The organism is Pseudaquabacterium inlustre, from assembly GCF_038066595.1.
Classification (GTDB): domain Bacteria; phylum Pseudomonadota; class Gammaproteobacteria; order Burkholderiales; family Burkholderiaceae_C; genus Pseudaquabacterium; species Pseudaquabacterium inlustre.
In genome coordinates this window covers 399,048-422,468 of sequence record NZ_JBBUTH010000001.1, presented here as the reverse complement: position 1 = coordinate 422,468, position 23,421 = coordinate 399,048, and the positions used below count along the sequence as shown (strand labels likewise).

Here is a 23,421-nt window from a genome sequence, read left to right as displayed (position 1 = left end):
CAGCCGCCGCCCCGGCCGGGCAGCGGCATTCCGGATCCCATTGCCATGATCGACTACCAGCAACCCGATGCCCAAGGGCATTTCGGGCCCGTCAACGGCCTGAACTACGGCGGCAGTTTCGTCTCCGAGACGCTTGTGCATGCGCTCGACGAACTCAACGCCGCCTACGAGCACTACCGCCACGATCCCGAGTTCATCGCCGAATTCCAGCGTGAGCTCAGGCACTTCGTCGGCCGCCCCAGCCCGGTGTATCACGCGGCGCGCCTGTCGCGCGAGATCGGCGGCGCACAGATCTACCTGAAGCGCGAGGACCTCAACCACACCGGTGCGCACAAGGTCAACAACACCATCGGCCAGGCCCTGCTGGCCAAGCGCATGGGCAAGCCGCGCGTCATCGCCGAAACCGGCGCTGGCCAGCATGGCGTGGCCACGGCCACGATCTGTGCGCGCTTCGGCCTGGAATGCGTGGTCTACATGGGTGCCGAGGACGTCAAGCGCCAGAGCCCCAACGTCTACCGCATGCACCTGCTGGGCGCCCGCGTGGTGCCGGTGGAGAGCGGCAGCAAGACGCTGAAGGACGCGCTCAACGAGGCCATGCGCGACTGGGTGACCAACGTCGAGAACACCTTCTACATCATCGGCACGGTGGCCGGCCCGCACCCCTATCCGGCGATGGTGCGCGACTTCCAGCGCGTGATCGGCGACGAGTGCCTGGTGCAGATGCCCGAGATGATCCAGTCGCTGGGTGGCCCGGCCGGGCGCCAGCCCGATGCGGTGATCGCCTGCGTGGGCGGCGGCAGCAACGCCATGGGCATCTTCTACCCCTACATCCCGCACGAGGGGGTGCGCCTGATCGGCGTCGAGGCCGCAGGGCAGGGCCTGGACAGCGGCAAGCATTCGGCCTCGCTGCAGAAGGGCTCGCCCGGCGTGCTGCACGGCAACCGCACCTACCTGCTGCAGGACGACAACGGCCAGATCATCGAGACGCACTCGGTCTCGGCCGGCCTGGACTACCCCGGCGTGGGCCCCGAGCATGCCTACCTGAAGGACATCGGCCGCGCCGAATACGTGGGCATCACCGACGACGAGGCGCTGGCGGCCTTCCACCGCCTGTGCCGCACCGAGGGCATCATCCCGGCGCTGGAATCGAGCCACGCCGTGGCCTATGCGATGAAGCTGGCCGCCACGCTGCCGGCCGACCAGCACCTGCTGGTCAACCTGAGCGGCCGCGGCGACAAGGACATCGGCACCGTGGCCGACCTGTCGGGTGCCGATTTCTACTGCCGGCCGTCGTGCCGGGGACAGTCCGTCAAGGGCGGCGAGCAAGTCGTGGAGGTGAAGAAGTGAGCCGCATCGCCAACACGCTTGCGAAGCTGAAGGCCGAGGGCCGCCAGGCCCTGATCCCGTACGTCACCGCCGGCGATCCGTTCGCCTACGCCACGCCCGAGATCATGGCCGCGCTGGCCGCCGGCGGCGCCGACATCATCGAACTGGGCGTGCCGTTCAGCGATCCGATGGCCGATGGCCCGGTCATCCAGCAGGCCAGCGAACGCGCGCTGGCGCGCGGCATCGGCACGACGCAGGTGCTGGACATCGTGCGCCAGTTCCGCACCGGCAACGCCACCACACCGGTGGTGCTGATGGGCTACGCCAACCCGGTGGAGCGCTACGACCAGAAGCGCGGTGCCGGCGCCTTCATCCGCGATGCGGCGGCGGCCGGCGTCGATGGCCTGCTGATCGTCGACTACCCGCCGGAAGAGTGCGAGACCTTTGCCGCCGACCTGAAAGCCGCCGGACTCGACCTGATCTTCCTGCTGGCGCCCACCAGCACCGAGCAGCGCATGGCCCAGGTCGGCCGCATCGCCACCGGCTACGTGTACTACGTGTCGCTGAAGGGCGTGACCGGCGCCGGCCACCTGGACACCTCGGCCGTGGCCGAAGCGGTGCCACGGATCCGCGCGCATGTCAACGTGCCGGTTGGGGTAGGCTTCGGGATTCGTGACGCCGTCACGGCCCGGGCGGTGGCCCAGGTGGCGGACGCGGTGGTCATCGGCTCGCGCCTGATCCAGTTGCTGGAGAAGGCCCCGCGAGACCAGGTGGCCGGCGTGGCCCGCGGCTTCATGGCCGAGATCCGCGCCGCATTGGATGCCCGGTAACCTCGGTTGCCGGTCTTGTTGTTGAAGAAGGAGAGCACCGCATGAGTTGGCTCGAGAAACTGCTGCCCCCCAAGATCCAGCAGACGGACCCCACCGAGCGCCGTTCGGTCCCCGAAGGCCTGTGGGTCAAGTGCCCGTCGTGCGACACGGTGCTCTACAACACCGACCTGGCCAAGAACCTCAACGTCTGCCCCAAGTGCAGCCACCACCACCGCATCGGTGCGCGCGCGCGTCTCGATGCGTTCCTCGACGCCGAAGGGCGCTACGAGGTCGGCCAGGAGGTGGTGCCGGTCGACCCGCTGAAGTTCAAGGACAGCCGCAAGTACCCCGAGCGTCTGAAGGACGCGCTGGAAACCACCGGCGAGACCGACGCGCTGGTGGTCATCGGCGGCGCCGTGATGAGCGTGCCGCTGGTGGCCGCCTGCTTCGAGTTCGACTTCATGGGCGGCTCGATGGGCTCGGTGGTCGGCGAGCGCTTCGTGCGCGGTGTCGAGGCGGCGGTCGAGCAGAAGGTGCCCTTCGTGTGCTTCACCGCCACCGGCGGCGCGCGCATGCAGGAAGGCCTGTTCAGCCTGCTGCAGATGGCCAAGACCAATGCGGCGCTCACCCGCCTGGCCAAGGCCAAACTGCCCTACATCAGCGTGCTGACCGACCCGACCATGGGCGGCGTGTCGGCCTCGTTCGCCTTCGTCGGCGATGTGGTGATCGCCGAGCCCAAGGCGCTGGTCGGGTTTGCCGGCCCGCGCGTGATCGAGAACACCGTGCGCGAGAAGTTGCCTGAAGGCTTCCAGCGCGCCGAGTTCCTGATGACCAAGGGCGCGGTCGACCAGATCGTCGACCGCCGGCAGTTGCGCCAGAGCATCGCCAGCATGCTGGCCATGCTGCAGCGCCAGAGCGCGGATGCCGTTGCCTGAGGCAGCCTGAGCCCTTCACCAGCATCGGGCCCTGCGGGGCCCGATCTGCTTTGAGCAACCGACCATGACCCTGCCCACCACGTTGGATGGCTGGCTCGCCCACTGCGAGCAACTGCATCCCAAGACCATCGACATGACGCTGGAGCGCTGCGTGGCGGTGCGCGACCGGCTGGGCTTGAGCTTCGGCGAGGTGCCGGTCATCAGCGTTGCCGGCACCAACGGCAAGGGCAGCACCTGCGCGATGCTGGAGGCCATCGGCCTGGCCGCGGGCTACCGCGTGGGCCTGTACATCAAGCCGCACCTGGTGCACTTCCAGGAGCGCTGCCGCGTCAACGGCGCGCCGGTGGCCGAGGCGGAGCTGCTGCCGCACTTCGCGGCCGTGGAGGCGGCGCGCTGCGCCAGCCCGGCCGGCGAGCCGGCCATCACGCTGACCTGGTTCGAGTTCACCACGCTGGCCATCCTGCGCTGCCTGGCCGAGCGCGCCTGCGCCGGCCAGCTCGACCTGGTGATCCTGGAGGTGGGCATGGGCGGCCGGCTGGATGCGGTGAATGCCATCGACGCAGATTGCGCGGTCATCACCAGCATCGCACTCGACCACACCGAGTTCCTCGGCCCCGACCGCGAGACCATCGGTGGCGAGAAGGCGGGCATCCTGCGCGCCGGCCGGCCCGCGATCGTCAGCGACCCCGAGCCGCCGGCCAGCATTGCTGCGCGCGCTGAGGCCCTGGGTGCCGACCTGTGGCTGCATGGGCGCGACTTCAATGTCTCGGGCGACCGCCAGCAATGGGCCTGGAGCGGGCGAGGCCGGCGCTTTGCCGGCCTGGCCTACCCGGCGCTGCGCGGCGCCAACCAGTTGCTCAACGCCGCCGGCGTGCTGGCGGCCTTCGAGGCGCTGCGCGACCGGCTGCCGGTCAACGCCCAGGCCGTGCGCCAGGGCCTGGCGCTGGTGGAGCTGCCCGGGCGCTTCCAGATCGTGCCCGGCGAGCCGGCCCTGGTGCTGGACGTGGCGCACAACCCGCAGGCCGTGGCCGCGCTGGCGCTCAACCTCGACCAGATGGGCTTCTACCCGCGCACGCACGCAGTGTTCGGCGCCATGCGCGACAAGGACATCGCCACGCTGCTGGCGCGCATTGCGCCGCTGGTGGACGTGTGGCACCTCACCGATCTGCCGCTGCCCCGCGCCGCCACCGCGGCCGAACTGGCCCAGGCCGTCACGGCCGCCAGCGCCGGCCGTGCGGTGACCGTGCACACCCATGCCAACCCGGCCCAGGCCCTGGCGGCGGCAGCGGCCGGCGCGGACCCGACTGATAGAATCGCTGTCTTCGGCTCGTTCTACACCGTGGGTGGCGTGTTGAAGGACGGCCTGCCCCGTTTGGCGGCCCGGCACCTGGGCTGACCGCATCGGTGGATCGGGCCTGAACTGCCGGTCCGGCTGCCAGCCACGGGTGCCATGCCCGCCCTTCGGCCCAGCCCTCGCGACCCCCGCCCCGCATGGGTCTGCTCGACAAATTCAAGCGCAAGTCCGAGGCCTCCTCGTCCGACGGGGCCTCCGCCCCCGACGCCGTGGCCGCCGCCCGGGTGCGCGCCCGTCGCCGCCTGATCGGCGCCACCGTGCTGCTGGCCGCCGGCATCATCGGCTTCCCGTTGCTGTTCGAAACCCAGCCGCGGCCGATCCCGGTCGACGTGCCGATCGAGATCCCGCAGAAGGACAAGGCGCCGCCCCTGGTTCTGGCGCCCGCACCGGGCGCGTCCACCGTGGCCGCCGCGCCGCTGCCGGCACCGCCCGACCAGCCTGAGCGCCACGACGCTGCACCCGCATCGGCCACCGCCGGCAAGTCGGCGGCTGTGCCGGACGTGATCACCGAACGTGCCGAAGAGCAGGGCCGCGAGGTGGCGCCCAAGGCGTCGGCGCCCGGCAAGGGCGCCGGCACCGCCGCAGCTGCGGTGGCGGCCGGCACGGCCGCCGTGGTGGCTGCACAGGCCATGAAGCCGGCCAGCAAGCCGCACGCCGCCGCCAGCGCGGCGGCGCCCGCACCGGCGGCCAGCAAGCCGGCCGCCAAGACCGCAGACAAGACGGCAGACAAGCCCACCGCCGACGCCCAGCGCGCCCAGGCGCTGCTGGACGGCAAGCCCGCGGCTGCCGTGCCGGCCAGTGCCGCCGCCAGCGCCCGCGTGGTGGTGCAGGTGGGTGCCTACACCGACGCCGCCAAGCTGCGCGAGGCCCGCGCCAAGGTCGAGAAGCTGGGCTTCAAGACCTACACGCAGGTGGTCGAGGTGGACGGCAGCAAGCGCACCCGCGTGCGTGTGGGCCCGTTCGCCACCAAGGCCGAGGCCGACAAGGCGGCGGCCAAGCTGCGTGCGTCGGGCCTGCAGGCCAATCTGCTGACGCTGTGACGGTTGGCCATGGCGGCGCTGGGCTGGGTCGACTGGAGTCTGCTGGCGGTGCTGCTGGCGTCGGTGCTGGTCGGTCTGTGGCGCGGCCTGGTGTTCGAGCTGATGTCGCTGGTGGGCTGGCTGGTGGCTTATGTGGCCGCGCAACTGTGGTCGGGCGCCGTGGCGCAGCACCTGCCGTTCGGCACGCCGGGCTCGGCGCTGCAGCAGGGCCTGGCCTTCGCGCTGACCTTCCTCGCCGCGCTGCTGGCCTGGGCGCTGCTGGCGCGGCTGGTGCGCCTGCTGGTGCAGGCCACGCCGCTGACCCTGATCGACCGCACGCTGGGCGCCGGTTTCGGCCTGCTGCGCGGCGGCGTGCTGCTGCTGGCCCTGGCCACCGTGGTGGCGCTCACGCCGGCCGTGCGCTCTCAGCCCTGGCAGGATTCGCATGGCGCCGCGTGGCTGGGCGTGCTGCTGCAGGGCCTGCGTCCGATGCTGCCCGAGGCCGTGGCCCGGCACCTGCCCGCCGCGCCCGGCAGCATGCCCCGACAGCCCACCGATTGACCTTCCGCTTGCGCCTGACCGCAGCGGCCTCCACATTCCGTTCTTCGACTCTCAGGATCCATCCACCATGTGCGGCATCGTCGGCGTCATCTCGCGCTCGCCCGTCAACCAGCTGATCTACGACGCGCTGCTGCTGCTGCAGCACCGCGGCCAGGATGCGGCCGGCATCGTCACCATGCAGGGCACGCAGTGCTTCATGCACAAGGCGCGCGGCATGGTGCGCGACGTGTTCCGCACCCGCAACATGCGCGCGCTGCCCGGCCCGGTGGGCCTGGGCCAGGTGCGCTACCCCACGGCCGGCAACGCCTTCAACGAGGAAGAGGCCCAGCCCTTCTACGTCAACGCGCCCTACGGCATCGTGCTGGTGCACAACGGCAACCTGACCAACGCCCATGCGCTGAAGCAGGAGCTGTTCGATGTCGACCGCCGCCACATCAACACCGCCAGCGACACCGAGGTGCTGATCAACGTGCTGGCCCACGAGATGGAGCTGGCCGGCCGCAGCGTGCCGCTGACGCCCGAGCTGATCTTCCGCGCCGTGGCCGGTGTGCACAAGCGCATCCGCGGCTCGTATGCGGTGATCGCGCTGATCGCCGGCCATGGCCTGCTGGCCTTCCGCGATCCCTACGGCATCCGCCCGCTGGTGTTCGGCGAGACCCAACTGCCCGATGGCGGTGCCGAGGTGATGGTGGCCAGCGAGACCGTGGCGCTGGAAGGCACCGGCCACCGCGTGGTGCGCGACGTGGCGCCCGGCGAGGCCATCTTCATCGACCTGGACGGCAAGGTGCACGCCCAGCAGTGCGCCGAGAAGCCGGTGCTCAACCCCTGCCTGTTCGAGTACGTGTACCTGGCACGGCCCGATTCGGTGATCGACGGCATCTCGGTCTATCAGGCCCGGCTGAACATGGGCGAGACGCTGGCCCAGCGCCTGATCAACACCATGCCGCCCAGCGAGGTGGACGTGGTGATCCCGATCCCCGAGAGCAGCCGCCCGAGTGCGATGCAGCTGGCGCAGAAGATCGGCAAGCCCTACCGCGAAGGCTTTGTGAAGAACCGCTACGTCGGCCGCACCTTCATCATGCCGGGCCAGGGCCAGCGCAAGAAGAGCGTGCGCCAGAAGCTCAACGCCATCGCCAGCGAGTTCAAGGGGCGCAACGTGCTGCTGGTGGACGACTCCATCGTCCGCGGCACCACCAGCAAGGAGATCGTGCAGATGGCCCGTGACGCGGGCGCCCGCAAGGTCTACATGGCCAGCGCCGCGCCGCCGGTGCGCTACCCCAATGTGTACGGCATCGACATGCCGACCAAGGAGGAGCTGATCGCCCACGGCCGCACGATCGAGGAGATCCGCGCCTACATCGGCGCCGATGCGCTGATCTACCAGGACGTGGACGCGATGAAGCGCGTGGTGGCCCAGCTGAACCCGGCGGTCACCGGCTTCGAGGCCAGTTGCTTCGACGGCCGCTACATCACCGGCGACGTCTCGGCCGAGGACTTCGACGCCATCTCGACCCAGCGCACGGCCGCCCGCAACGACGACGAGGACGGCCCCGCGCGCAGCCGCCTGACGCTGCAGAACCGCAGCGAGCCCTGATCCACCGATGACCGACCGACACGACGACGCCGCGCGGGCGCCCGCCGCCGACAGCGAGGCGGCCCGCATCGCCCGCGCCCGCCTGCCCGAGGGCCTGCGCCCCGAGACCCTGGCCGTGCGCACGGCCCTGGCGCCCAGCCAGCATGGCGAGAACTCCGAGGCGCTGTTCCTCACCACCGCCTTCGTGCAGCCCGATTCCGAGACCTCGGCGCGGCGCTTCGCGAACATGGAGGACTTCACCTACGCCCGCACCAGCAACCCGACGGTGCGCAGCTTCGAACAGCGCCTGGCGGCCATGGAAGGGGCGGAAGCCGCCATCGCCACCTCCACCGGCATGAGTGCCATCCTGCTGCTGGGCATGGGCCTGCTGAAGGCCGGTGACCATGTGGTGTGCTCGCGCTCGGTGTTCGGCTCCACCGTGGGCCTGTTCGGCAAGGAATTCGCCAAGTTCGGCGTCACCACCAGCTTCGTGTCGCAGACCGATCTGGCCGAATGGCGCGCGGCGATCCAGCCCAACACCCGGCTGCTGTTCGCCGAGACGCCCACCAACCCGTTGACCGAGGTGTGCGACATCGCCGCGCTGGCCGAGATCGCCCACGCCGCCGGCGCGTTGCTGACGGTGGACAACACCTTCTGCTCGCCGGCGCTGCAGCGCCCGCTGGCGCTGGGGGCCGACCTGGTGATGCATGCCGGCACCAAGTACCTCGACGGCCAGGGCCGCGTGATGTCGGGGGCGCTGTGCGGTGCCAGCAAGCAGATCGTCGACGTGTTCGGCCCCACGCTGCGCACCGCCGGCATGACGCTGGCGCCGTTCAACGCCTGGGTGGCGCTGAAGGGCATGGAGACGCTGTACCTGCGCATGAAGGCGCAGAGCGAGGCCGCGCTGGCCGTGGCGCGCTGGCTGGAAGCCCACCCGGCCGTCGCCCGGGTGTACTACCCCGGCCTGGCCTCGCATCCGCAGCATGCGCTGGCGATGCGCCAGCAGTCGGGCCTGGGCGGCGCGGTGGTGTCCTTCGACGTCAAGGCCGACAGCCCTGAAGCAGCGCGTGCGGCCGCCTTCCAGGTCATCGACAGCACCCGCGTGCTGAGCATCGCCACCAACCTGGGCGACACCAAGACCATCATCACCCACCCGGCCACCAGCTCGCACGGGCGCCTCACCGAGGCGCAGCGCCAGGCCGCCGGCATCGGCCAGGGCCTGATCCGCGTTGCCGTCGGCCTGGAGCATGTCGACGACATCACCGACGACCTGCAGCGCGGCCTGTCGCAACTGGGTTTCTGAGTCCGTATGAGCACCTCCAACGTCCGCACCCCTGTCCGTACCCGGATCGCCCCGTCGCCCACCGGCTTCCTGCACCTGGGCACCGCCCGCACCGCGCTGTACAGCTGGGCCTATGCCCGCCACCACGGCGGCGAGTTCGTGCTGCGCATCGAGGACACCGACGTAGCCCGCTCCACGCAGGACTCGGTCGACCAGATCCTGGCCTCGATGGCCTGGCTGGGCCTGCAGCACGACGAAGGCCCGATCTACCAGATGCAGCGGCTCGACCGCTACCAGCAGGTCATCGACCAGATGATCGCGGCCGGTACCGCCTACCGCTGCTACTGCAGCCCGGAAGAACTGGACGCCATGCGCGAGGCGCAGAAGGCCCGTGGCGAGAAGACCCGCTACGACGGCCGCTGGCGTCCGGCGCCGGGCAAGGTGCTGCCGGCCATTCCCGACGGCGTGAAGCCGGTGGTGCGTTTTGCCAACCCGCCGGACGGCGTGGTCACATGGGACGATCTGGTCAAGGGCCCGATCAGCATCAGCAACACCGAGATCGACGACCTGATCATCCAGCGCCCCGACGGTGTGCCCACCTACAACTTCGCGGTGGTGGTCGATGACCTGGACATGCGCATCACGCATGTCTTCCGTGGCGATGAGCACATCAACAACACGCCCTGGCAGATCAACATCTGGCACGCCATCGCCGCTGGCGCGCCGCTGCCCAACTACGGCCACTGCCCGATCATCCTCGGCGACGACGGGCTCAAGCTCAGCAAGCGCCGCGGCGCGGTCAGCGTCACCGCCTACGAGGACGCTGGCTACCTGCCCGAGGGCATGCTGAACTACCTGGCCCGCCTGGGCTGGAGCCATGGCGACGACGAGTTGTTCAGCCTGGAGCAGATGGTGCAGTGGTTCGACGGCAGCCACCTGGCCAAGAGCCCGGCGCAGTGGGACCCGGCCAAGCTGGCCTGGGTGAACGCCCAGCACCTGAAGGCCGCCGACGATGGCCGCCTGGCGGGCCTGGTGGTCACGCAGCTGGCCAAGCGTGGCATCGCGGCGGCGGCGGATGCGCGCCTGGCCGCCATGTGTGCGCTGTTCAAGGACCGCTGCAGCACCACGCTGGAACTGACCGACTGGCTGGCCATGTACTTCGCGCCGGTGACGCCCAGCGACGAGGAGCGCGCCGCGCACCTGACCGATGCCATCCGCCCGGCGCTGGCCACGCTGGTGGCGCAGCTGGACGCCGCCGCCTGGGACAAGGCCGGCATCGCTGCGGCGATGAAGGCCACGCTCACGCAGCACGGCCTGAAGATGCCGCAACTGGCCATGCCGGTGCGCGTGCTGGTGTGCGGCCGCGCGCAGACGCCCTCGGTGGACGCCGTGCTGGCCCTGTTCGACAAGAAAATGGTGGCGGAGCGCTTGCAGTCGTTCTAAAGCTCGTGCTATAGTCATGGACTCGCTTGAACAGCAAAACGTTTGAAGCGAAACGCAGCCAGGCAGCAATGCAAGGCCGTGATTCGCGACAAGCCGACGGGGGTATAGCTCAGCTGGGAGAGCGCTTGCATGGCATGCAAGAGGTCAGCGGTTCGATCCCGCTTACCTCCACCAACAGCCCTTCGGGGCGCGGCGGTGGCGCTGTTCAAACGATGTGAAGGTTTCAGTCCCCTTCGTCTAGAGGCCTAGGACACCACCCTTTCACGGTGACTACAGGGGTTCGAATCCCCTAGGGGACGCCAGATTTCTGCTTCGGCAGGGTTCTGCAAGGGGCAGCGCGAAAGCGCTGTTCCACAAGGCGGCGCTTCGGCGCCGTTTGTATTCGGTTGCTTGAACAGCATGGTTCAGGCGCTGTTGCCCTGGTGGCAATGGTGCAGGAGTCCGGGGGTATAGCTCAGCTGGGAGAGCGCTTGCATGGCATGCAAGAGGTCAGCGGTTCGATCCCGCTTACCTCCACCAATTTCCTTCGGGTTGCGGGTGGTCGCTGTTCAAACAACAATGTCAGTCATCAGTCCCCTTCGTCTAGAGGCCTAGGACACCACCCTTTCACGGTGACTACAGGGGTTCGAATCCCCTAGGGGACGCCAAGCGCGTGAAACGCCCGCAGTGTGCAAGCACTGCGGGCGTTGTTCTTTGCGCGGTGCTCAGGCCTGCGGCATCGCCGATGCCGATGCCGGATGACGGCGACGCCAGGCGCTCAGGCCCACCCAGGCCAGGCCAGCGCACAGCATGGCCCAGGTGCCGGGCTCGGGCACGGCGCTCACCGTCAAGCCGCCCAGCGTGCCCTGGTACTGCCGCAGCAGCGAGGCCTGGCCGCTGGCCAGGTCGATGCGGTAGATGCCGGTGGCCAGGCTCGCATCGTCCAGCGTCAGTGCGGCATAGGCCATGCCATTGCCGGCGATGTCGAAGCCATTGGCGCGCAGCACGTCGATGCCCAGCGCGCCCACATCGGTGATCGTGGGCGTGTTGAAGGCCCCGCTGGCGCGCCGCAGCATGTCGCTCTGGCTGTCGATGTAGTACAGCGCGGTGCTGGCCGGTGCCGGCGGCATCAACGGCATGCTGTTGGTGTAGGCCACGGCGCTGTAGCCGCTGGCGATCTTGTTCGCCGCGTTGCCCACCACGCCGGAGTTCGCGTTGATCGCGAAGTTGTCGCCCGCGCTGCTGACCAGGCGCAGCGAGGTGGCGCCGTTGTAGTCGGCCACCGGGTTGAAGTCGATGCCGTAGCCCCGCGACGCCACGATCACCGGCGCCGACAGGTCGGCACGCCAGGTGGCCATGCCGCTCATGGCGTCGAGCGTGTAGATCTTGTTGGCGGTGCTGACGCCGTAGAGCATGCCGTCGCTGGGCCGGGTGTCCAGGCCCACCAGGCGTTCGCCGGGCATGCTCAGCCCGGTGATGGCGACACGGCTGTCGGCCATGGACTGGGTGTCGATGCGCGCGATCTCGTTGGCGCTGGTCAGGCCGATCAGCGTGATGGCTTGGCTGGCGCCGGCGCACAGCGACAGGATGGCGGCGGCCAGGGTGGCCGGACGGAACAGTGAGCGCAGGGGCATGCGGGGCTCCTTGGGGTGTCCACCCGCCACCGCGGCGGGGGTTCCCAGGCCCTTACGCGGCCCAGCGGCAGTGGATGCGCGCCGGGCCCCCGCGTTCGCGGGGTCAGCCGGTGTTGCGCAGGCCGGCGGCGATGCCGTTGATCGACAGGTGGATGCCGCGCTGCAGGCGCTCGTTGTCCGGCGCCCCGTCCTTGCGGCTGCGATAGCGGCGCATCAGTTCCACCTGCAGGTGGTTCAGCGGATCCAGGTACGGGAAGCGGTGCTCGATCGAGCGTGCGAGCGCCGGGTTGCCCTGCAGGCGCTCGGCCTCACCGGTGATGCGCGACAGCACGCCCGCCGTGCGCTCCCACTCGTCCTTGATGGCCGTGAAGATGCGCTTGCCCAGTCGCTTGTCCTCCACCAGCTCGACGTAGCGCGCGGCGATGCGCAGATCGCTCTTGGCCAGCACCATGTCCATGTTCGACAGCAGGGTGCGGAAGAACGGCCACTGGCGGTGCATCTTCTGCAGTAGTTCCAGCCGCTTGTCGGCCCCGGCGCCGCCGTCGGTGCCCGCCAGGTAGGCCTCGACCGCCGAGCCGAAGCCGCACCAGCCCGGCAGCGCCACGCGGCACTGGCCCCAGCTGAAGCCCCAGGGGATGGCGCGCAGGTCTTCGATGGCGCGCGTGGCCTTGCGGCTGGCCGGACGGCTGCCGATGTTCAGCTCGGCGATCTCGCGGATCGGCGTGGCCGAGAAGAAGTAGTCGGTGAAGCCACCGGTCTCGTAGACCAGCTTGCGGTAGGCGGCGAAGCTGGCGTCGCTGATCTGTGCCGCGGCCTCCAGGAAGGACTTCGGGGCGCCCGCGGTCTGGCCCGGCTTGTGGCTGGTGCTGCCATGCAGCAGCGTGGCCTCCAGCGTGGCGGCCACCAGGGTTTCGAGGTTGCGGCGGCCGATCTCGGGGTGGGCGTACTTGCTGCCGATGACCTCGCCCTGTTCGGTCAGGCGGATCTGCCCGTTCACCGTGCCCGGCGGCTGGGCCAGGATGGCCTGGTAGCTGGGGCCGCCACCACGGCCCACCGTGCCGCCACGGCCATGGAACAGGCGCAGCGTGATGCCGTGTTCGGCGCGCAGCGGCTCGAACAGCGCCACCAGGGCCAGTTCGGCGCGGTACAGCTCCCAGTTGCTGGTGAAGAAGCCACCGTCCTTGTTGCTGTCGCTGTAGCCCAGCATGATGTCCTGCTCGCCGCCGCTGGCGGTGATCAGCGCGGTGATGCCGGGCAGGGCGTAGTACTCGCGCATGATCGGCGCCGCCAGGCGCAGGTCGCCGATGGTTTCGAACAGCGGCACCACGATCAGCGCACTGCGTGCGCCGGCGTCCAGCGTGCCGGTCATCAGGCCGCATTCCTTCAGCAGCAGCAGCAGCTCCAGCAGGTCGCTGACGCTCTCTGTGTGGCTGATGATGCAGTGGCGCAGTGCCTCGCGGCCATAGCGCGCCAGCATCTCGCGCGCGGTCTCGAAGATGGCCAGCTCGCCGCGGGTGAGTTCGCCATAGTCGGCGCCGTGCACGCGCAGCGGCCGCGCGTCGTTGAGCAGCTGCAGCAGCAGCGCGCGCTTGGCGGCCTCGTCCAGCGACGAGTAGTCGGGGTGCAGCCGCGCGGTGGCCAGCAGCTCGGCCAGCACGGCCTCGTGCTTGTCGCTGCTCTGGCGCAGGTCGAGTGTGGCCAGGTGGAAGCCGAACACCTGCACCGCGCGCATCAGCGGCGCCAGGCGGGGCGCCACCAGCGCCTGGGCGTGGTGGGCCTTCAGGCTGGCCTCGATGACGCGCAGGTCGGCCAGGAACTCGTCGGGGCCGGCATACGGGTTCTGCGGCGGCACCGCGTGGCGCAGCGCCTCGGTGCCGGTCAGTGCATGCAGGCTGGCGGCCAGGCGGGCGTAGATGCCGATCAGCGCGCGGCGGTAGGGCTCGTCCTCGCGGTGCGGGTTGGCATCGGGCGAGGCCTCGGCCAGGGCCTTCATCTCGGGTGTCACGCCGGCCAGCATCTGGCTGATCGACAGCTCGGCGCCCAGTGCATGCACCTCGGTCAGGTAAAAGCGCAGCGCCACCTCGCTCTGCTTGGCCAGGGCCATGCGCATCGTGTCGGCGGTGACGTTGGGGTTGCCGTCGCGGTCGCCGCCGATCCACTGGCCCATGCGCAGGAAGCTGGGCACGCTGTGGCCGTGCAGGTGCTGCTCCAGCTCGCGGTACAGGCGCGGGATCTGGCGCAGGAAGGTGCTCTGGTAGTAGCTGAGCGCGTTCTCGATCTCGTCGGCCACGGTCAGCTTGGTGTAGCGCAGCATGCGCGTCTGCCACAGCTGCGTGACGCGGGCGCGCAGCAGGGCCTCGTTGTCGGCACGTTCACGCTCGGTCGGCAGTTCGTCGCGCTGGCCCACCAGCTCGGCCACCGCGCGCTCGGCATCCAGGATGCTTTTGCGCTGCACCTCGGTGGGGTGGGCGGTGAGCACCGGGGCGATGTAGGCGTGGTCGAGCATCTGCGCCACGTCGGCGGCGCGGATGTCGGCGCGGTGCAGGCGCTCGAAGGTCACGGCCAGCGAGCCTTCCTGCAGGTGGCCCTGGCGCTCGTGGTGCACGCGGCGGCGCACATGGTGGCGGTCTTCGGCGATGTTGGCCAGGTGCGAGAAGTAGCTGAAGGCGCGGATCACGCTCACTGTCTGGTCGGCCGACAGGTTCTTCAGCAGCCGGTCGAGCACGCGGCCGGCCGAAGCGTCCTTCTTCAGGCGGTAGGCCACCGACAGCCGGCGCACCCGCTCGATCAGCTCGAAGGCCTCGGTTCCCTCCTGCTCACGGATCACGTCGCCCAGGATGCGGCCGAGTAACCGGATATCCTCGACCAGCGGCTTGTTCTTCTCGGCGGCGTCGCGAATGTCGTCGCGCTGCTGGGATTCCGAGGGGTTCTTGCTGGATCGGCGGGGTGCTGCGGCGCGGGGCATGGACGTTCTCCGTGTGTCTCTGACGATGTAACCAAATTACCCATCGACAGGCGGTCGGCCGGATCGTACCAGCGCGCGCGCCGCGCGTCATGGGCGGCCGTCGGCACGCCCGCGTTGCGCGGTCGCGCAGCGTGCAAGCGGCGTGCCCGCGCCCGCGCGCCGGGCTGCGCCAAAGCGGTGCGCGGCGATAATCCGCGGCACGATGACCCAGCCCACCCTGATCGCCACCCGAGAAAGCCGCCTTGCCCTGTGGCAGGCCGAACATGTGCGCGCGCTGCTCGGCCAGCGCTTCGGCCTTGCCGTCGAGCTGCTGGGCATGACCACCCGCGGCGACCAGATCCTCGACCGCTCGCTCAGCAAGGTGGGCGGCAAGGGCCTGTTCGTGAAGGAGCTGGAGGTGGCGCTGGAGGAGGGGCGCGCCCACCTGGCCGTGCACTCGCTGAAGGACGTGCCGATGGAGCTGCCCGACGGCTTCGTGCTGGCCGCCGTGCTCGAGCGCGAAGACCCGCGCGACGCCTTCGTCTCCAGCCGCTACGCCAGCGTGGCCGAGCTGCCGCCGGGCGCGGTGGTGGGCACCAGCAGCCTGCGGCGCGTGGTGCAGCTGCTGACCCTGCGGCCCGACCTGCGCATCGAGCCGCTGCGCGGCAACCTCGACACGCGCCTGCGCAAGCTCGACGAAGGCGGCTACGACGCCATCGTGCTGGCCGCCGCCGGCCTGAAGCGCCTGGGCCTGGGCGAGCGCATCCGCGCCACCTTCGATCCGGCCGACATGATCCCCGCCGCCGGCCAGGGCGCGCTGGGCATCGAGGTGCGCGCCGACGCCACCACGCTGCGCGCCCAGCTGGGCGAGCTGACGCACCAGCCCACCTGGCTGGCGGCGCATGCCGAACGTGCGGTCTCGCGCGCGCTGGGCGGCAGCTGCAGCATGCCGCTGGCCGCCCACGCCACCTGGCAGGGCGACACGCTGACCATCAATGCCGCGCTGGGTTCGGCCAGCGAGCCCACGCGCCCGCTGCTGCGCACCCGCATCTCGGCCACGCCGCTGGCCGCGGCCGATGCGACGGCAGCCGCCGCCGCGCTGGGCGAGGCGGCGGCGGCCCGCCTGCGGGCGCAGGGCGCCGAGGCCTACCTGGCCGCGCCAGCGGCCTGAGCGGACGGCGCGGCCGGATCACGGGGCGATTGCATGCGCCACGCCAGCGGTGCGCTGCGCTGCGTGCTCGTCACCCGGCCGCAACCGCAGGCCGACGAGTGGGTGGGCCGGCTGCAGGCGCTGGGCCTGCCGGCCAGCGCGCTGCCGCTGCTGGCGATCGGCGACGCGCCCGACGCCGCGGCCGTGCGGGCGGCCTGGGCCACGGTGCCGTCACGCACGCTGGTGATGTTCGTCAGCCCCAGCGCGGTGGAGCGCTTCTTCGCGCAGCGCCCGGACGCTGCGGTGTGGCCCGCCACGGTGTGGGCGGGCAGCACCGGCCCGGGCACGGCGCGGGCGCTGCGCACGGCCGGCGTGCCGGCAGCGGCCATCGTGTCGCCCCCTGAGGCCGACGGCCGCTTCGATTCCGAAGCCCTGTGGCGCTGCCTGCAGCCGCGCCGAGACTGGCAGGGCGGATCGGCGCTGATCGTGCGGGGCGAGGGCGGGCGCGACTGGCTGGCCGACACGCTGCGCGCCGCCGGCGCCCAGGTCGCCTTCGTCGAGGCCTACCGCCGGGGCGCCCCGGTGCTGGATGCCGCGCAGCAGGCCCGACTGGCCGTCGCCCTCGACCGGCCGGCCGCCCATGCCTGGTTGTTCAGCAGCAGCGAGGCCGTGGGCCACCTGCCGCAGCTGGCCCCTGGGGCCGACTGGTCGACCTCGCTGGCGCTGGCTACGCACCCGCGCATTGCGGCCTCGGCGCAGGCGCTGGGCTTCGGCCTGGTGCGGCAGGTGTCACCATCGCCCGAGGCCGTGGCGGACGCGCTGGCGGGCCCGGCCGACGGATCCGTGCCCCAGGCCTGAGTGGGGTGCCGGCTGGCCCGGCGTCGCAGGGGGCGGTCGATACAATGACCGCGATGGTGAATGACGCCGACACCCCAGCCGACCACGTGCGCCCCGAGGCGTCCACCGCCGCCGTGACACCGGCCACGCCGTCCGCGGCCGGCCCGGCATCGGCGCCCGCTGCCGCTGCCTCAGCCATTGCCGCGGCACCCGCCTTGCCAGGCTGGGTGCTGCCCACCGGTGCCGCCGTTGGCGCCATGGCCGTGGCGGCGCTGACCCTGGCCCTGCTGGGCCAGCAGCGCGTGAAGGCGCTCGAGCAGGAGCTGGTGCGCCGCCAGCAGGACAGCCAGGGCCAGGCCGTCGAAGCGCGGGCGCTGGCGCGCCAGTCGCTGGACACGGTGCAGGCCGTCGAATCGAAGATCGCCTTGCTGGATGCCCGCGTCAGCGAAACCGCCATGCAGCGCGGCCAGCTGGAGGAGTTGATCCAGCAGCTGTCGCGCTCGCGTGACGAGAACGCGCTGGCCGACATCGATGCCGCGCTGCGCGTGGCCGTGCAGCAGGGCGCCATCACTGGCAGCGCCGAGCCGCTGACCGCCGCGCTGCGCCAGGCCGAGGAACGACTGGCGCGCATGAACCAGCCGCGCCTGGAGCGCGTGCGCCGTGCCATCGCCCGCGACCTCGACCGCGTGCGCGCCGTCGCCGTGACCGACATCGCCGGCCTGACCATCCGCCTGGACGAGGCCATCCGCACCGTGGACGAGTTGCCGCTCACCGCGCAGATCGAGCGCCGGAACGCCGCGGCGGCCGCGGCAATCGGCGCGGGCACGGCGGCTTCGGCGCCGGCCAAGGGGGCGGCCGCTGCCGGCCGCGCGGCATCGGCCGCCGCCTCGGCGCCCGAACCGGTGTGGACACAGTGGTGGCCCACGCTGCGCGACGGCTGGCTGACCGTCACCGGCCGCATCTGGCAGGAGGTGCGCGGCCTCGTGCGCGTGACCCGCATCGACGCGCCCGAGGCCATGCTGGTGGCGCCCGAGCAGGCCTGGTTCCTGCGCGAGAACCTGAAGCTGCGCCTGCTGAACGCCCGGCTGGCGCTGCTGTCGCGCCAGTTCGACACCGCGCAGAGCGATCTGCGCGATGCGCTGAACTCGCTGGACCGCTACTTCGACCACAGCGCGCGCCGCGTCACGCTGACCAGCGAGACCGTGCGCCAGGTGGCCGGGCAGGCGCGCCAGCTGAACCTGCCGCGTCCCGATGAAACCCTGGCGGCCCTGGCCGCGGCCCAGGCCGGGCGCTGAGCCCGGTCTGCACCCCGAAGGCGCCTGACACCGATGCGCACCGTCATCTGGCTCGTCCTGCTGTTCGTCGTGGCCGTGGTGGCCGCGCTGACGCTGGGCGACAACAACGGCCTGGCCTCGTTCTACTGGAGCGGCTGGCGGCTCGACCTGTCGCTGAACTTCTTCCTGCTGGCCGCGCTGGGCATCGGCTTCGTGGTCGTCTCGGCCATGCAGGCCATCGATGCCCTGGTGGGCCTGCCTGCCCGCGCGCGCGAGTGGCGTGCACTGCAGCGCGAGCGCGCCGCGCAGTCGGCCATGCGCGAGGCGCTGACCGAGTACTTCGCCGGCCGCTACAGCCGGGCGCACAAGGCCGCGCAGCGCGCCATCGCCATCCGCGACGAGGTGGAGGTGCTGCACGACGACCACGAGTTCCTGGTGCTGGCGCATGTGATCGCCGCCGGCGGCCTGCACCGCCTGCAGGACCGCGGCCGCCGCGACGAGATGCTGCAGCGCGCCTTCCGCCTGGTGCGCAAGCTGGGCCCCAGCGCGGCCGATGACGGCGCGCGCCTGCTGGCCGCCGAGTGGGCGTTGGACGACCGCGACGGTCCGCGTGCCGAGGCCCTGCTGGCCGAGTTGCAGCCGGGCGTGGCGCGCCGCACCCAGGCGCTGCGCCTGAAGCTGCAGGCCGCGCGCATCAGCCGCCGCCCGCTGGAGGCGCTGCATACCGCGCGCCTGCTGGCCAACCACCAGGCCTTCACCGCCACGGCGGCACAGGCCCTGCTGCGCGCGCTGGCCTTCGAGGCGCTGGACGACGCACACGATGCCGACCAGCTGCGCCGCACCTGGCAGCAGTTCGACACCGCCGACCAGCGCGATGCCTTCGTGGCCGGCCGTGCCGCGCGCCGCATCGCCGCGCTGGGGGCGCCCGAGGATGCCCGCCTGTGGCTGCGTCCGTTCTGGGACCGGCTGGAGACGCTGGGCACCGACGGCCGCGCCCAGGTGGCGCTGGCGCTGGTGGATGCGGTGGCCGGCATCGGCCCCGACTGGCTGCCGCGGCTCGAGGCGGCGCAGCGCGCGCATGCGTCGGAATCGGCGGTGCAGGCCGCCGCCGGCGCGGTGTTCGCCGAGCGCCAGCTGTGGGGCAAGGCGCGCCGTCCGCTGGAGCAGGCCGCCACCGACGCCGCACTGGAGTCGCGTGCGCGCCGCCAGGCCTGGCGCACGCTGGCCCACCTGGCCACCGAGGAGGGCGACGAGGAGCGGGCCAACACCTGCCACCGCGCCGCGGCGGCCATCGATTGACGAAATCTGCGTGAACTTGCCAGCCTGGCAAAAAACGCTGTATACTGCGAGGCTTCGCGGCTGTAGCTCAGTTGGATAGAGTACTTGGCTACGAACCAAGGGGTCGTGGGTTCGAATCCTGCCAGCCGCGCCATCCAAATCAACGGGTTACGAGAGTGATCTCGTAACCCGTTGTCCTCTCCAAGAGGTTTCGTTTCAGAAGATCAGTTGTTCAAAAATTTGCGGCTGTAGCTCAGTTGGATAGAGTACTTGGCTACGAACCAAGGGGTCGTGGGTTCGAATCCTGCCAGCCGCGCCAGATGTCCGGGTCTCCCCGGTGCTGGATCAACGGGTCAGATGCCTTGCGCATCTGACCCGTTTTTCTTTGCGGCCGCCGGTCAGGCCAGCGCACCGGCGCCGGGCCCGAAGCCGTAGCCGTCCATGCCCAGGCAGCCGTAGGTGATGCTGTCGTGCAGCCGGGTGGCGGGCACGCGGCCGGCGGCACCCGCGGCCACGTAGAAGGGCAGCAGGTGCTCGTCGGTGGGGTGCATCAGGGCCGCATGCGGGGCCTGGCGCCGGTAGTCGAGCAGGGCGTCCCAATCGGCTGCGGCGCTGCGCTCGGCGAACCAGCCGCGGAACGCGGCGCTCTCGGGCATCTCGGCGGCGTCCAGCGGCGGCATGCCGCCCGAGCGCGAGGCGAACACCAGGCGCAGGTTGTGCGTGATGCTGCCGCTGCCGTAGACCAGCACGCCCTCGGCGGCCAGCGGCGCCAGCGCCTGGCCCAGCGCGAACAGCCGCGCGGGGCTCCAGTCGGGCGGAAAGCCCAGCGGCAGCACCGGGATGTCGGCCTGCGGCCAGGCAAAGCGCAGCGGCGCCCAGATGCCATGGTCGAGGCCGCCCTCGGGCACCACATGCGCCGGCAGCCCGGCGGTCTTCAGCAGCCCGGCCACGCGCTGGGCCAGCACCGGCTCGCCCGGGGCGTCGTAGCGCAGGCGGTACAGCGGCTCGGGGAAGCCGGAGAAGTCGTGCACCGTGGTGTGGCGCGCGGCGGCCAGCAGCACCGGCTCGCGCGTCAGCGTGTGCGCCGAGACCGCCAGGATGGCCCGCGGGCGGCCCACGCTGGCGTCGATGCGTGCGCCCAGCGCCTGCCAGAACGGACCGGCCACGCCGGGCTCCAGCGCGGTCATCGGCGAGCCGTGGCTCAGGTAGATCGGGGCGATGGCCGTCGTGGGGCCGGCCAGTCGGGTGGGTGTGGTGGCAGTGGCGGTGTCCATGCGGCCATTACAGCAGCGCGCCCGGTGGCCGCCGTTCGAAGGTGCTGCATGCGGGGTTCAATCGCCACGATGCCGGCAGTTGCCATGGCGCTGGTGTACCGTGCCGGCCATGCCCCGTGAACTGTCGACCCCGATGCGCCGCCTGCCTGTCTCCACCCTGGCGCTGGCCTGGCGCCAGACCTGGCGCGACGCCCGCGCCGGCGAGTTGCGCCTGCTGCTGGTGGCCGTGGTGCTGGCCGTGGCAGCGCTGACGGCCGTGGGCTTCTTCGCCAACCGGCTCGATGGGGCGCTGGCGCGCGATGCCATGCAATTGCTCGGCGGCGATGCCGTGGTGGCCAGCGACCAGCCGCTGCCGCCCGAGTTCGCGGCCAAGGCCCGGACGCTGGGCCTGCGCGTGGCCAGCAACGCCAGCTTTCCCAGCATGGCCCGGGCCACCGACGACCAGGGTGGCGGCGTGCGCCTGGCGGCCATCAAGGCGGTGTCCGAAGGCTATCCGCTGCGTGGCGTGCTGCGCACCCGCAGTGCGGCCGAGGGGCCGGTGGCCGCGGTCACGCAAGGGCCGCCGCGCGGCCGCGTGTGGGTGGATCCGGCGCTGCTGGATGTGCTGCAGCTCCACCTCGGCGATGCGCTGCTGTTGGGGGACAGCCGCTTCACCATCGACCGCCTGATCGTGCAGGAACCCGACCGCGGCACCGGCTTCGCCACCTTCGCGCCGCGCGTGATGCTGCATGCCGACGACCTGGACGCCACCGGCCTGGTGCAGCCGGCCAGCCGCGTGACCTGGCGCCTGGCCGTGGCGGCTGCGGCCAGCCCGGCGCGCGGCGACCGTGGCGTGGCCGATCCCGGCGTGCGCGAGTTCGTGCGCTGGGCCGAGGGCCAGGTGGCCACGGCCAGGCTGCGCGGTGTGCGCATCGAGTCCATCGACGCCGGCCAGCCGGCCATGCGCCAGACGCTGGACCGCGCGCAGCGCTTCCTGAACCTGGTGGCCCTGCTGGCGGCGCTGCTGGCGGCGGTGGCGGTGGCCATCGCGGCGCGCGACTTCGCCCAGCGCCACCTGGACGACTGCGCCATGCTGCGCGTGCTGGGCGCGCCGCAGCGCGCCATCGCCGGCGCCTATGCGCTCGAGTTCGGCGCCGTGGGCGTGGTGGCCAGCGCGGTCGGCGTGGCGCTGGGCTTCGCGGTGCACTTCGTCTTCGTCACGCTGCTGGCCGGGCTGTTCGACACCCAGCTGCCGCCGCCCGACGCGCGGCCGGCGCTGTTCGGCCTGGGCGTGGGCCTGATGCTGCTGATGGCCTTCGGCCTGCCGCCGGTGCTGCAACTGGCCCGGGTGCCGCCGCTGCGCGTGATCCGGCGCGACGTGGGCGGCCTGCGCCCGGCTTCGCTGGGCGTGCTGGCGGCGGGCACGGCGGGCTTCGCGGCGCTGCTGCTGGCAGCCTCGAGCGACCTGACCATGGGCGCCATCGCGGTGGGCGGCTTCGCGGTGGCGGTGGGCCTGTTCGCGCTGCTGGCCTGGGTGGCGGTGTGGGTGCTGCGCCGCGCCGTGGCCGACAGCGCGCCGCGCTGGTGGATGCTGGGCGCCAGCGCGCCGCGCTGGCTGGTGCTGGCCACGCGACAGCTGTCGGCGCGGCCGGCCTTCGTGGTGCTGCAGGTCTCGGCCCTGTCGGTCGGCCTGCTGGCCCTGGTGCTGCTGGTGCTGCTGCGCACCGACCTGATCTCGGCCTGGCGCCGCGCCACGCCGGTGGACGCGCCCAACCGCTTCGTCATCAACCTGCAGCCCGAGCAGGGCGAGGCCTTCCAGGCCGCGCTGAAGACGGCCGGCGTCACGCGCTACGACTGGTACCCGATGATCCGCGGCCGACTGGTGGCCATCAACGGCCGCGAGGTGGCGCCCGGCCAGTACGCCGACGACCGCGCCCAGCGCCTGGTCGAGCGCGAGTTCAACCTCAGCCACGACGCCCGGCTGCCCGCGCACAACCAGCTGAGCGCCGGCGCCTGGGTGCCCGAGCAGGCCGACGGCCTGAGCGTGGAGGTCGGCCTGGCGCAGACCCTGGGGCTGAAGCTGGGCGACCGGCTGCGCTTCGACATCGCCGGCCAGCCGCGCGAGGGCCGCATCACCAGCCTGCGCAAGGTGGACTGGGGCTCGATGCGGGTGAACTTCTTCGTGATGTTCCCGCTGTCGCGCATGGACGGCGTGCCCAGCACCTACATCAGCGCATTCCGTGCGCCCGATGCGGCCGCCGCCCCCGGCTTCGACCGGGCGCTGGCGCGGCAGTTTCCGAACCTGACCAATGTCGACCTCACCGCCTCGCTGGCCCAGGTGCAGCAGGTGCTGGACCAGGTGATCCGGGCGGTGGAGGTGTTGTTCGGCTTCACGCTGGCGGCCGGCGTGGTGGTGCTGTTCGCCGCGGTGACGGCCACGCGCGAGAGTCGCGCGCGCGAGTACGCCGTGATGCGCGCGGTGGGCGCCGGCAGCACGCTGTTGCGCCGGGTGCAGCGCGCCGAGCTGCTGGGCGTGGGCGCGCTGGCCGGGCTGCTGGCCTCGCTGGCCGCCGTGGTGCTGGGCGGGCTGCTGGCCCAGCGCGTGTTCGAGTTCGTCTGGACGCCTGCGCCCTGGGTGCCGCTGGCCGGCCTGGCGGCCGGCGCGCTGCTGGCCTGGGCCGCCGGCTGGTGGGGCCTGCGCGAGGTGCTGCGCCGCCCCGTGATGCACACGCTGCGCCAGGCCGCCGATTGAGCGCAGGGCCTGAACCCG

17 protein-coding genes and 6 tRNA genes are annotated in these 23,421 nt (G+C 71.6%); 20 read left to right on the top strand and 3 right to left on the bottom strand.

Annotated features, from left to right (window positions below):
• Window positions 1–45 precede the first annotated feature (45 nt).
• The 13 genes from trpB (at window position 46) to AACH10_RS01845 (ending at window position 10,949) form a co-directional block, all read left to right on the top strand.
• A complete protein-coding gene (gene trpB / locus AACH10_RS01905; RefSeq protein ID WP_341408656.1) occupies window positions 46–1,347 on the top strand; it encodes a tryptophan synthase subunit beta in 1,302 nt (433 codons plus the stop codon).
• A complete protein-coding gene (gene trpA / locus AACH10_RS01900; RefSeq protein WP_341408655.1) occupies window positions 1,344–2,156 on the top strand; it encodes a tryptophan synthase subunit alpha in 813 nt (270 codons plus the stop codon). Before trpB ends, trpA begins: the two co-directional genes overlap by 4 nt.
• 41 nt (window positions 2,157–2,197) lie before the next feature.
• Window positions 2,198–3,070 carry an acetyl-CoA carboxylase, carboxyltransferase subunit beta gene (accD, locus tag AACH10_RS01895; protein ID WP_341408654.1) on the top strand — a complete coding sequence of 291 codons (873 nt, stop codon included), beginning with the start codon at window positions 2,198–2,200 and terminating at the stop codon, window positions 3,068–3,070.
• Window positions 3,071–3,134: 64 nt separating this feature from the next.
• Complete coding sequence (gene folC, locus AACH10_RS01890) at window positions 3,135–4,466, top strand: bifunctional tetrahydrofolate synthase/dihydrofolate synthase (RefSeq protein ID WP_341408653.1); 1,332 nt, start codon at window positions 3,135–3,137, stop codon at window positions 4,464–4,466.
• A 95-nt stretch (window positions 4,467–4,561) separates the two neighbouring features.
• Window positions 4,562–5,464 carry an SPOR domain-containing protein gene (locus tag AACH10_RS01885; RefSeq protein WP_341408652.1) on the top strand — a complete coding sequence of 301 codons (903 nt, stop codon included), beginning with the start codon at window positions 4,562–4,564 and terminating at the stop codon, window positions 5,462–5,464.
• 9 nt (window positions 5,465–5,473) lie between these two features.
• Window positions 5,474–6,004 (top strand): CvpA family protein, encoded by a 531-nt coding sequence (locus tag AACH10_RS01880; RefSeq protein WP_341408651.1) that lies wholly within the window; start codon window positions 5,474–5,476, stop codon window positions 6,002–6,004.
• A 67-nt stretch (window positions 6,005–6,071) separates the two neighbouring features.
• A complete protein-coding gene (purF, locus tag AACH10_RS01875; protein ID WP_341408650.1) occupies window positions 6,072–7,598 on the top strand; it encodes an amidophosphoribosyltransferase in 1,527 nt (508 codons plus the stop codon).
• Window positions 7,599–7,605: 7 nt separating this feature from the next.
• A complete protein-coding gene (locus AACH10_RS01870; RefSeq protein WP_423228542.1) occupies window positions 7,606–8,880 on the top strand; it encodes an O-succinylhomoserine sulfhydrylase in 1,275 nt (424 codons plus the stop codon).
• Between the two features lie 6 nt (window positions 8,881–8,886).
• Window positions 8,887–10,302, top strand: coding sequence for a glutamate--tRNA ligase (gene gltX / locus AACH10_RS01865; RefSeq protein WP_341408649.1), 1,416 nt, complete (start codon window positions 8,887–8,889; stop codon window positions 10,300–10,302).
• Window positions 10,303–10,400: 98 nt separating this feature from the next.
• Window positions 10,401–10,476 (top strand) — tRNA-Ala (locus AACH10_RS01860).
• Between the two features lie 52 nt (window positions 10,477–10,528).
• Window positions 10,529–10,604 (top strand) — tRNA-Glu (locus AACH10_RS01855).
• A gap of 141 nt (window positions 10,605–10,745) precedes the next feature.
• Window positions 10,746–10,821 (top strand) — tRNA-Ala (locus AACH10_RS01850).
• Window positions 10,822–10,873: 52 nt separating this feature from the next.
• Window positions 10,874–10,949: transfer RNA gene (locus tag AACH10_RS01845), tRNA-Glu, on the top strand.
• A gap of 57 nt (window positions 10,950–11,006) precedes the next feature.
• On the opposite strand, the gene AACH10_RS01840 is transcribed toward AACH10_RS01845, so the two are convergent.
• Both AACH10_RS01840 and ppc read right to left on the bottom strand, forming a co-directional pair.
• Window positions 11,007–11,915 carry a DUF4394 domain-containing protein gene (locus AACH10_RS01840; RefSeq protein ID WP_341408648.1) on the bottom strand — a complete coding sequence of 303 codons (909 nt, stop codon included), beginning with the start codon at window positions 11,913–11,915 and terminating at the stop codon, window positions 11,007–11,009.
• A 103-nt stretch (window positions 11,916–12,018) separates the two neighbouring features.
• The gene (gene ppc, locus AACH10_RS01835; RefSeq protein ID WP_341408647.1) at window positions 12,019–14,880 is read right to left on the bottom strand and encodes a phosphoenolpyruvate carboxylase; all 2,862 of its coding nucleotides are present in this window, start codon (window positions 14,878–14,880) and stop codon (window positions 12,019–12,021) included.
• Between the two features lie 202 nt (window positions 14,881–15,082).
• Between ppc and hemC the strand changes: the two genes are divergently transcribed.
• From hemC to AACH10_RS01805, 6 genes are all read left to right on the top strand, one after another.
• Window positions 15,083–16,030, top strand: coding sequence for a hydroxymethylbilane synthase (gene hemC / locus AACH10_RS01830; RefSeq protein ID WP_341408646.1), 948 nt, complete (start codon window positions 15,083–15,085; stop codon window positions 16,028–16,030).
• A 33-nt stretch (window positions 16,031–16,063) separates the two neighbouring features.
• Window positions 16,064–16,867, top strand: a complete 804-nt coding sequence (locus AACH10_RS01825; protein WP_341408645.1) for a uroporphyrinogen-III synthase — start codon at window positions 16,064–16,066, stop codon at window positions 16,865–16,867.
• A 53-nt stretch (window positions 16,868–16,920) separates the two neighbouring features.
• Window positions 16,921–18,141: a uroporphyrinogen-III C-methyltransferase gene (locus tag AACH10_RS01820; RefSeq protein WP_341408644.1), complete on the top strand. Its 1,221-nt coding sequence runs from the start codon at window positions 16,921–16,923 to the stop codon at window positions 18,139–18,141.
• A 33-nt stretch (window positions 18,142–18,174) separates the two neighbouring features.
• Window positions 18,175–19,419: a heme biosynthesis HemY N-terminal domain-containing protein gene (locus AACH10_RS01815; protein WP_341408643.1), complete on the top strand. Its 1,245-nt coding sequence runs from the start codon at window positions 18,175–18,177 to the stop codon at window positions 19,417–19,419.
• 56 nt (window positions 19,420–19,475) lie between these two features.
• Window positions 19,476–19,552: transfer RNA gene (locus AACH10_RS01810), tRNA-Arg, on the top strand.
• A gap of 88 nt (window positions 19,553–19,640) precedes the next feature.
• Window positions 19,641–19,717, top strand: a tRNA-Arg gene (locus AACH10_RS01805).
• Between the two features lie 79 nt (window positions 19,718–19,796).
• On the opposite strand, the gene AACH10_RS01800 is transcribed toward AACH10_RS01805, so the two are convergent.
• Entirely contained in the window at window positions 19,797–20,672 is an 876-nt protein-coding gene (locus tag AACH10_RS01800) for a DODA-type extradiol aromatic ring-opening family dioxygenase (RefSeq protein ID WP_341408642.1), read from the bottom strand.
• A 133-nt stretch (window positions 20,673–20,805) separates the two neighbouring features.
• Between AACH10_RS01800 and AACH10_RS01795 the strand changes: the two genes are divergently transcribed.
• Window positions 20,806–23,403 carry an ABC transporter permease gene (locus AACH10_RS01795; RefSeq protein ID WP_341408641.1) on the top strand — a complete coding sequence of 866 codons (2,598 nt, stop codon included), beginning with the start codon at window positions 20,806–20,808 and terminating at the stop codon, window positions 23,401–23,403.
• The last annotated feature ends 18 nt before the right edge of the window (window positions 23,404–23,421 follow it).

What these genes read in the sequence shown, in the direction of transcription:
- trpB (WP_341408656.1), top strand. Translation starts at nt 46, where the DNA reads ATGATCGACTACCAGCAACCCGATGCCCAAGGGCATTTCGGGCCCGTC.
- accD (WP_341408654.1), top strand. Translation starts at nt 2,198, where the DNA reads ATGAGTTGGCTCGAGAAACTGCTGCCCCCCAAGATCCAGCAGACGGAC.
- folC (WP_341408653.1), top strand. Translation starts at nt 3,135, where the DNA reads ATGACCCTGCCCACCACGTTGGATGGCTGGCTCGCCCACTGCGAGCAA.
- AACH10_RS01885 (WP_341408652.1), top strand. Translation starts at nt 4,562, where the DNA reads ATGGGTCTGCTCGACAAATTCAAGCGCAAGTCCGAGGCCTCCTCGTCC.
- AACH10_RS01880 (WP_341408651.1), top strand. Translation starts at nt 5,474, where the DNA reads ATGGCGGCGCTGGGCTGGGTCGACTGGAGTCTGCTGGCGGTGCTGCTG.
- purF (WP_341408650.1), top strand. Translation starts at nt 6,072, where the DNA reads ATGTGCGGCATCGTCGGCGTCATCTCGCGCTCGCCCGTCAACCAGCTG.
- AACH10_RS01870 (WP_423228542.1), top strand. Translation starts at nt 7,606, where the DNA reads ATGACCGACCGACACGACGACGCCGCGCGGGCGCCCGCCGCCGACAGC.
- gltX (WP_341408649.1), top strand. Translation starts at nt 8,887, where the DNA reads ATGAGCACCTCCAACGTCCGCACCCCTGTCCGTACCCGGATCGCCCCG.
- AACH10_RS01840 (WP_341408648.1), bottom strand. Translation starts at nt 11,915, where the DNA reads ATGCCCCTGCGCTCACTGTTCCGTCCGGCCACCCTGGCCGCCGCCATC.
- ppc (WP_341408647.1), bottom strand. Translation starts at nt 14,880, where the DNA reads ATGCCCCGCGCCGCAGCACCCCGCCGATCCAGCAAGAACCCCTCGGAA.
- hemC (WP_341408646.1), top strand. Translation starts at nt 15,083, where the DNA reads ATGACCCAGCCCACCCTGATCGCCACCCGAGAAAGCCGCCTTGCCCTG.
- AACH10_RS01825 (WP_341408645.1), top strand. Translation starts at nt 16,064, where the DNA reads ATGCGCCACGCCAGCGGTGCGCTGCGCTGCGTGCTCGTCACCCGGCCG.
- AACH10_RS01820 (WP_341408644.1), top strand. Translation starts at nt 16,921, where the DNA reads ATGGTGAATGACGCCGACACCCCAGCCGACCACGTGCGCCCCGAGGCG.
- AACH10_RS01815 (WP_341408643.1), top strand. Translation starts at nt 18,175, where the DNA reads ATGCGCACCGTCATCTGGCTCGTCCTGCTGTTCGTCGTGGCCGTGGTG.
- AACH10_RS01800 (WP_341408642.1), bottom strand. Translation starts at nt 20,672, where the DNA reads ATGGACACCGCCACTGCCACCACACCCACCCGACTGGCCGGCCCCACG.
- AACH10_RS01795 (WP_341408641.1), top strand. Translation starts at nt 20,806, where the DNA reads ATGCGCCGCCTGCCTGTCTCCACCCTGGCGCTGGCCTGGCGCCAGACC.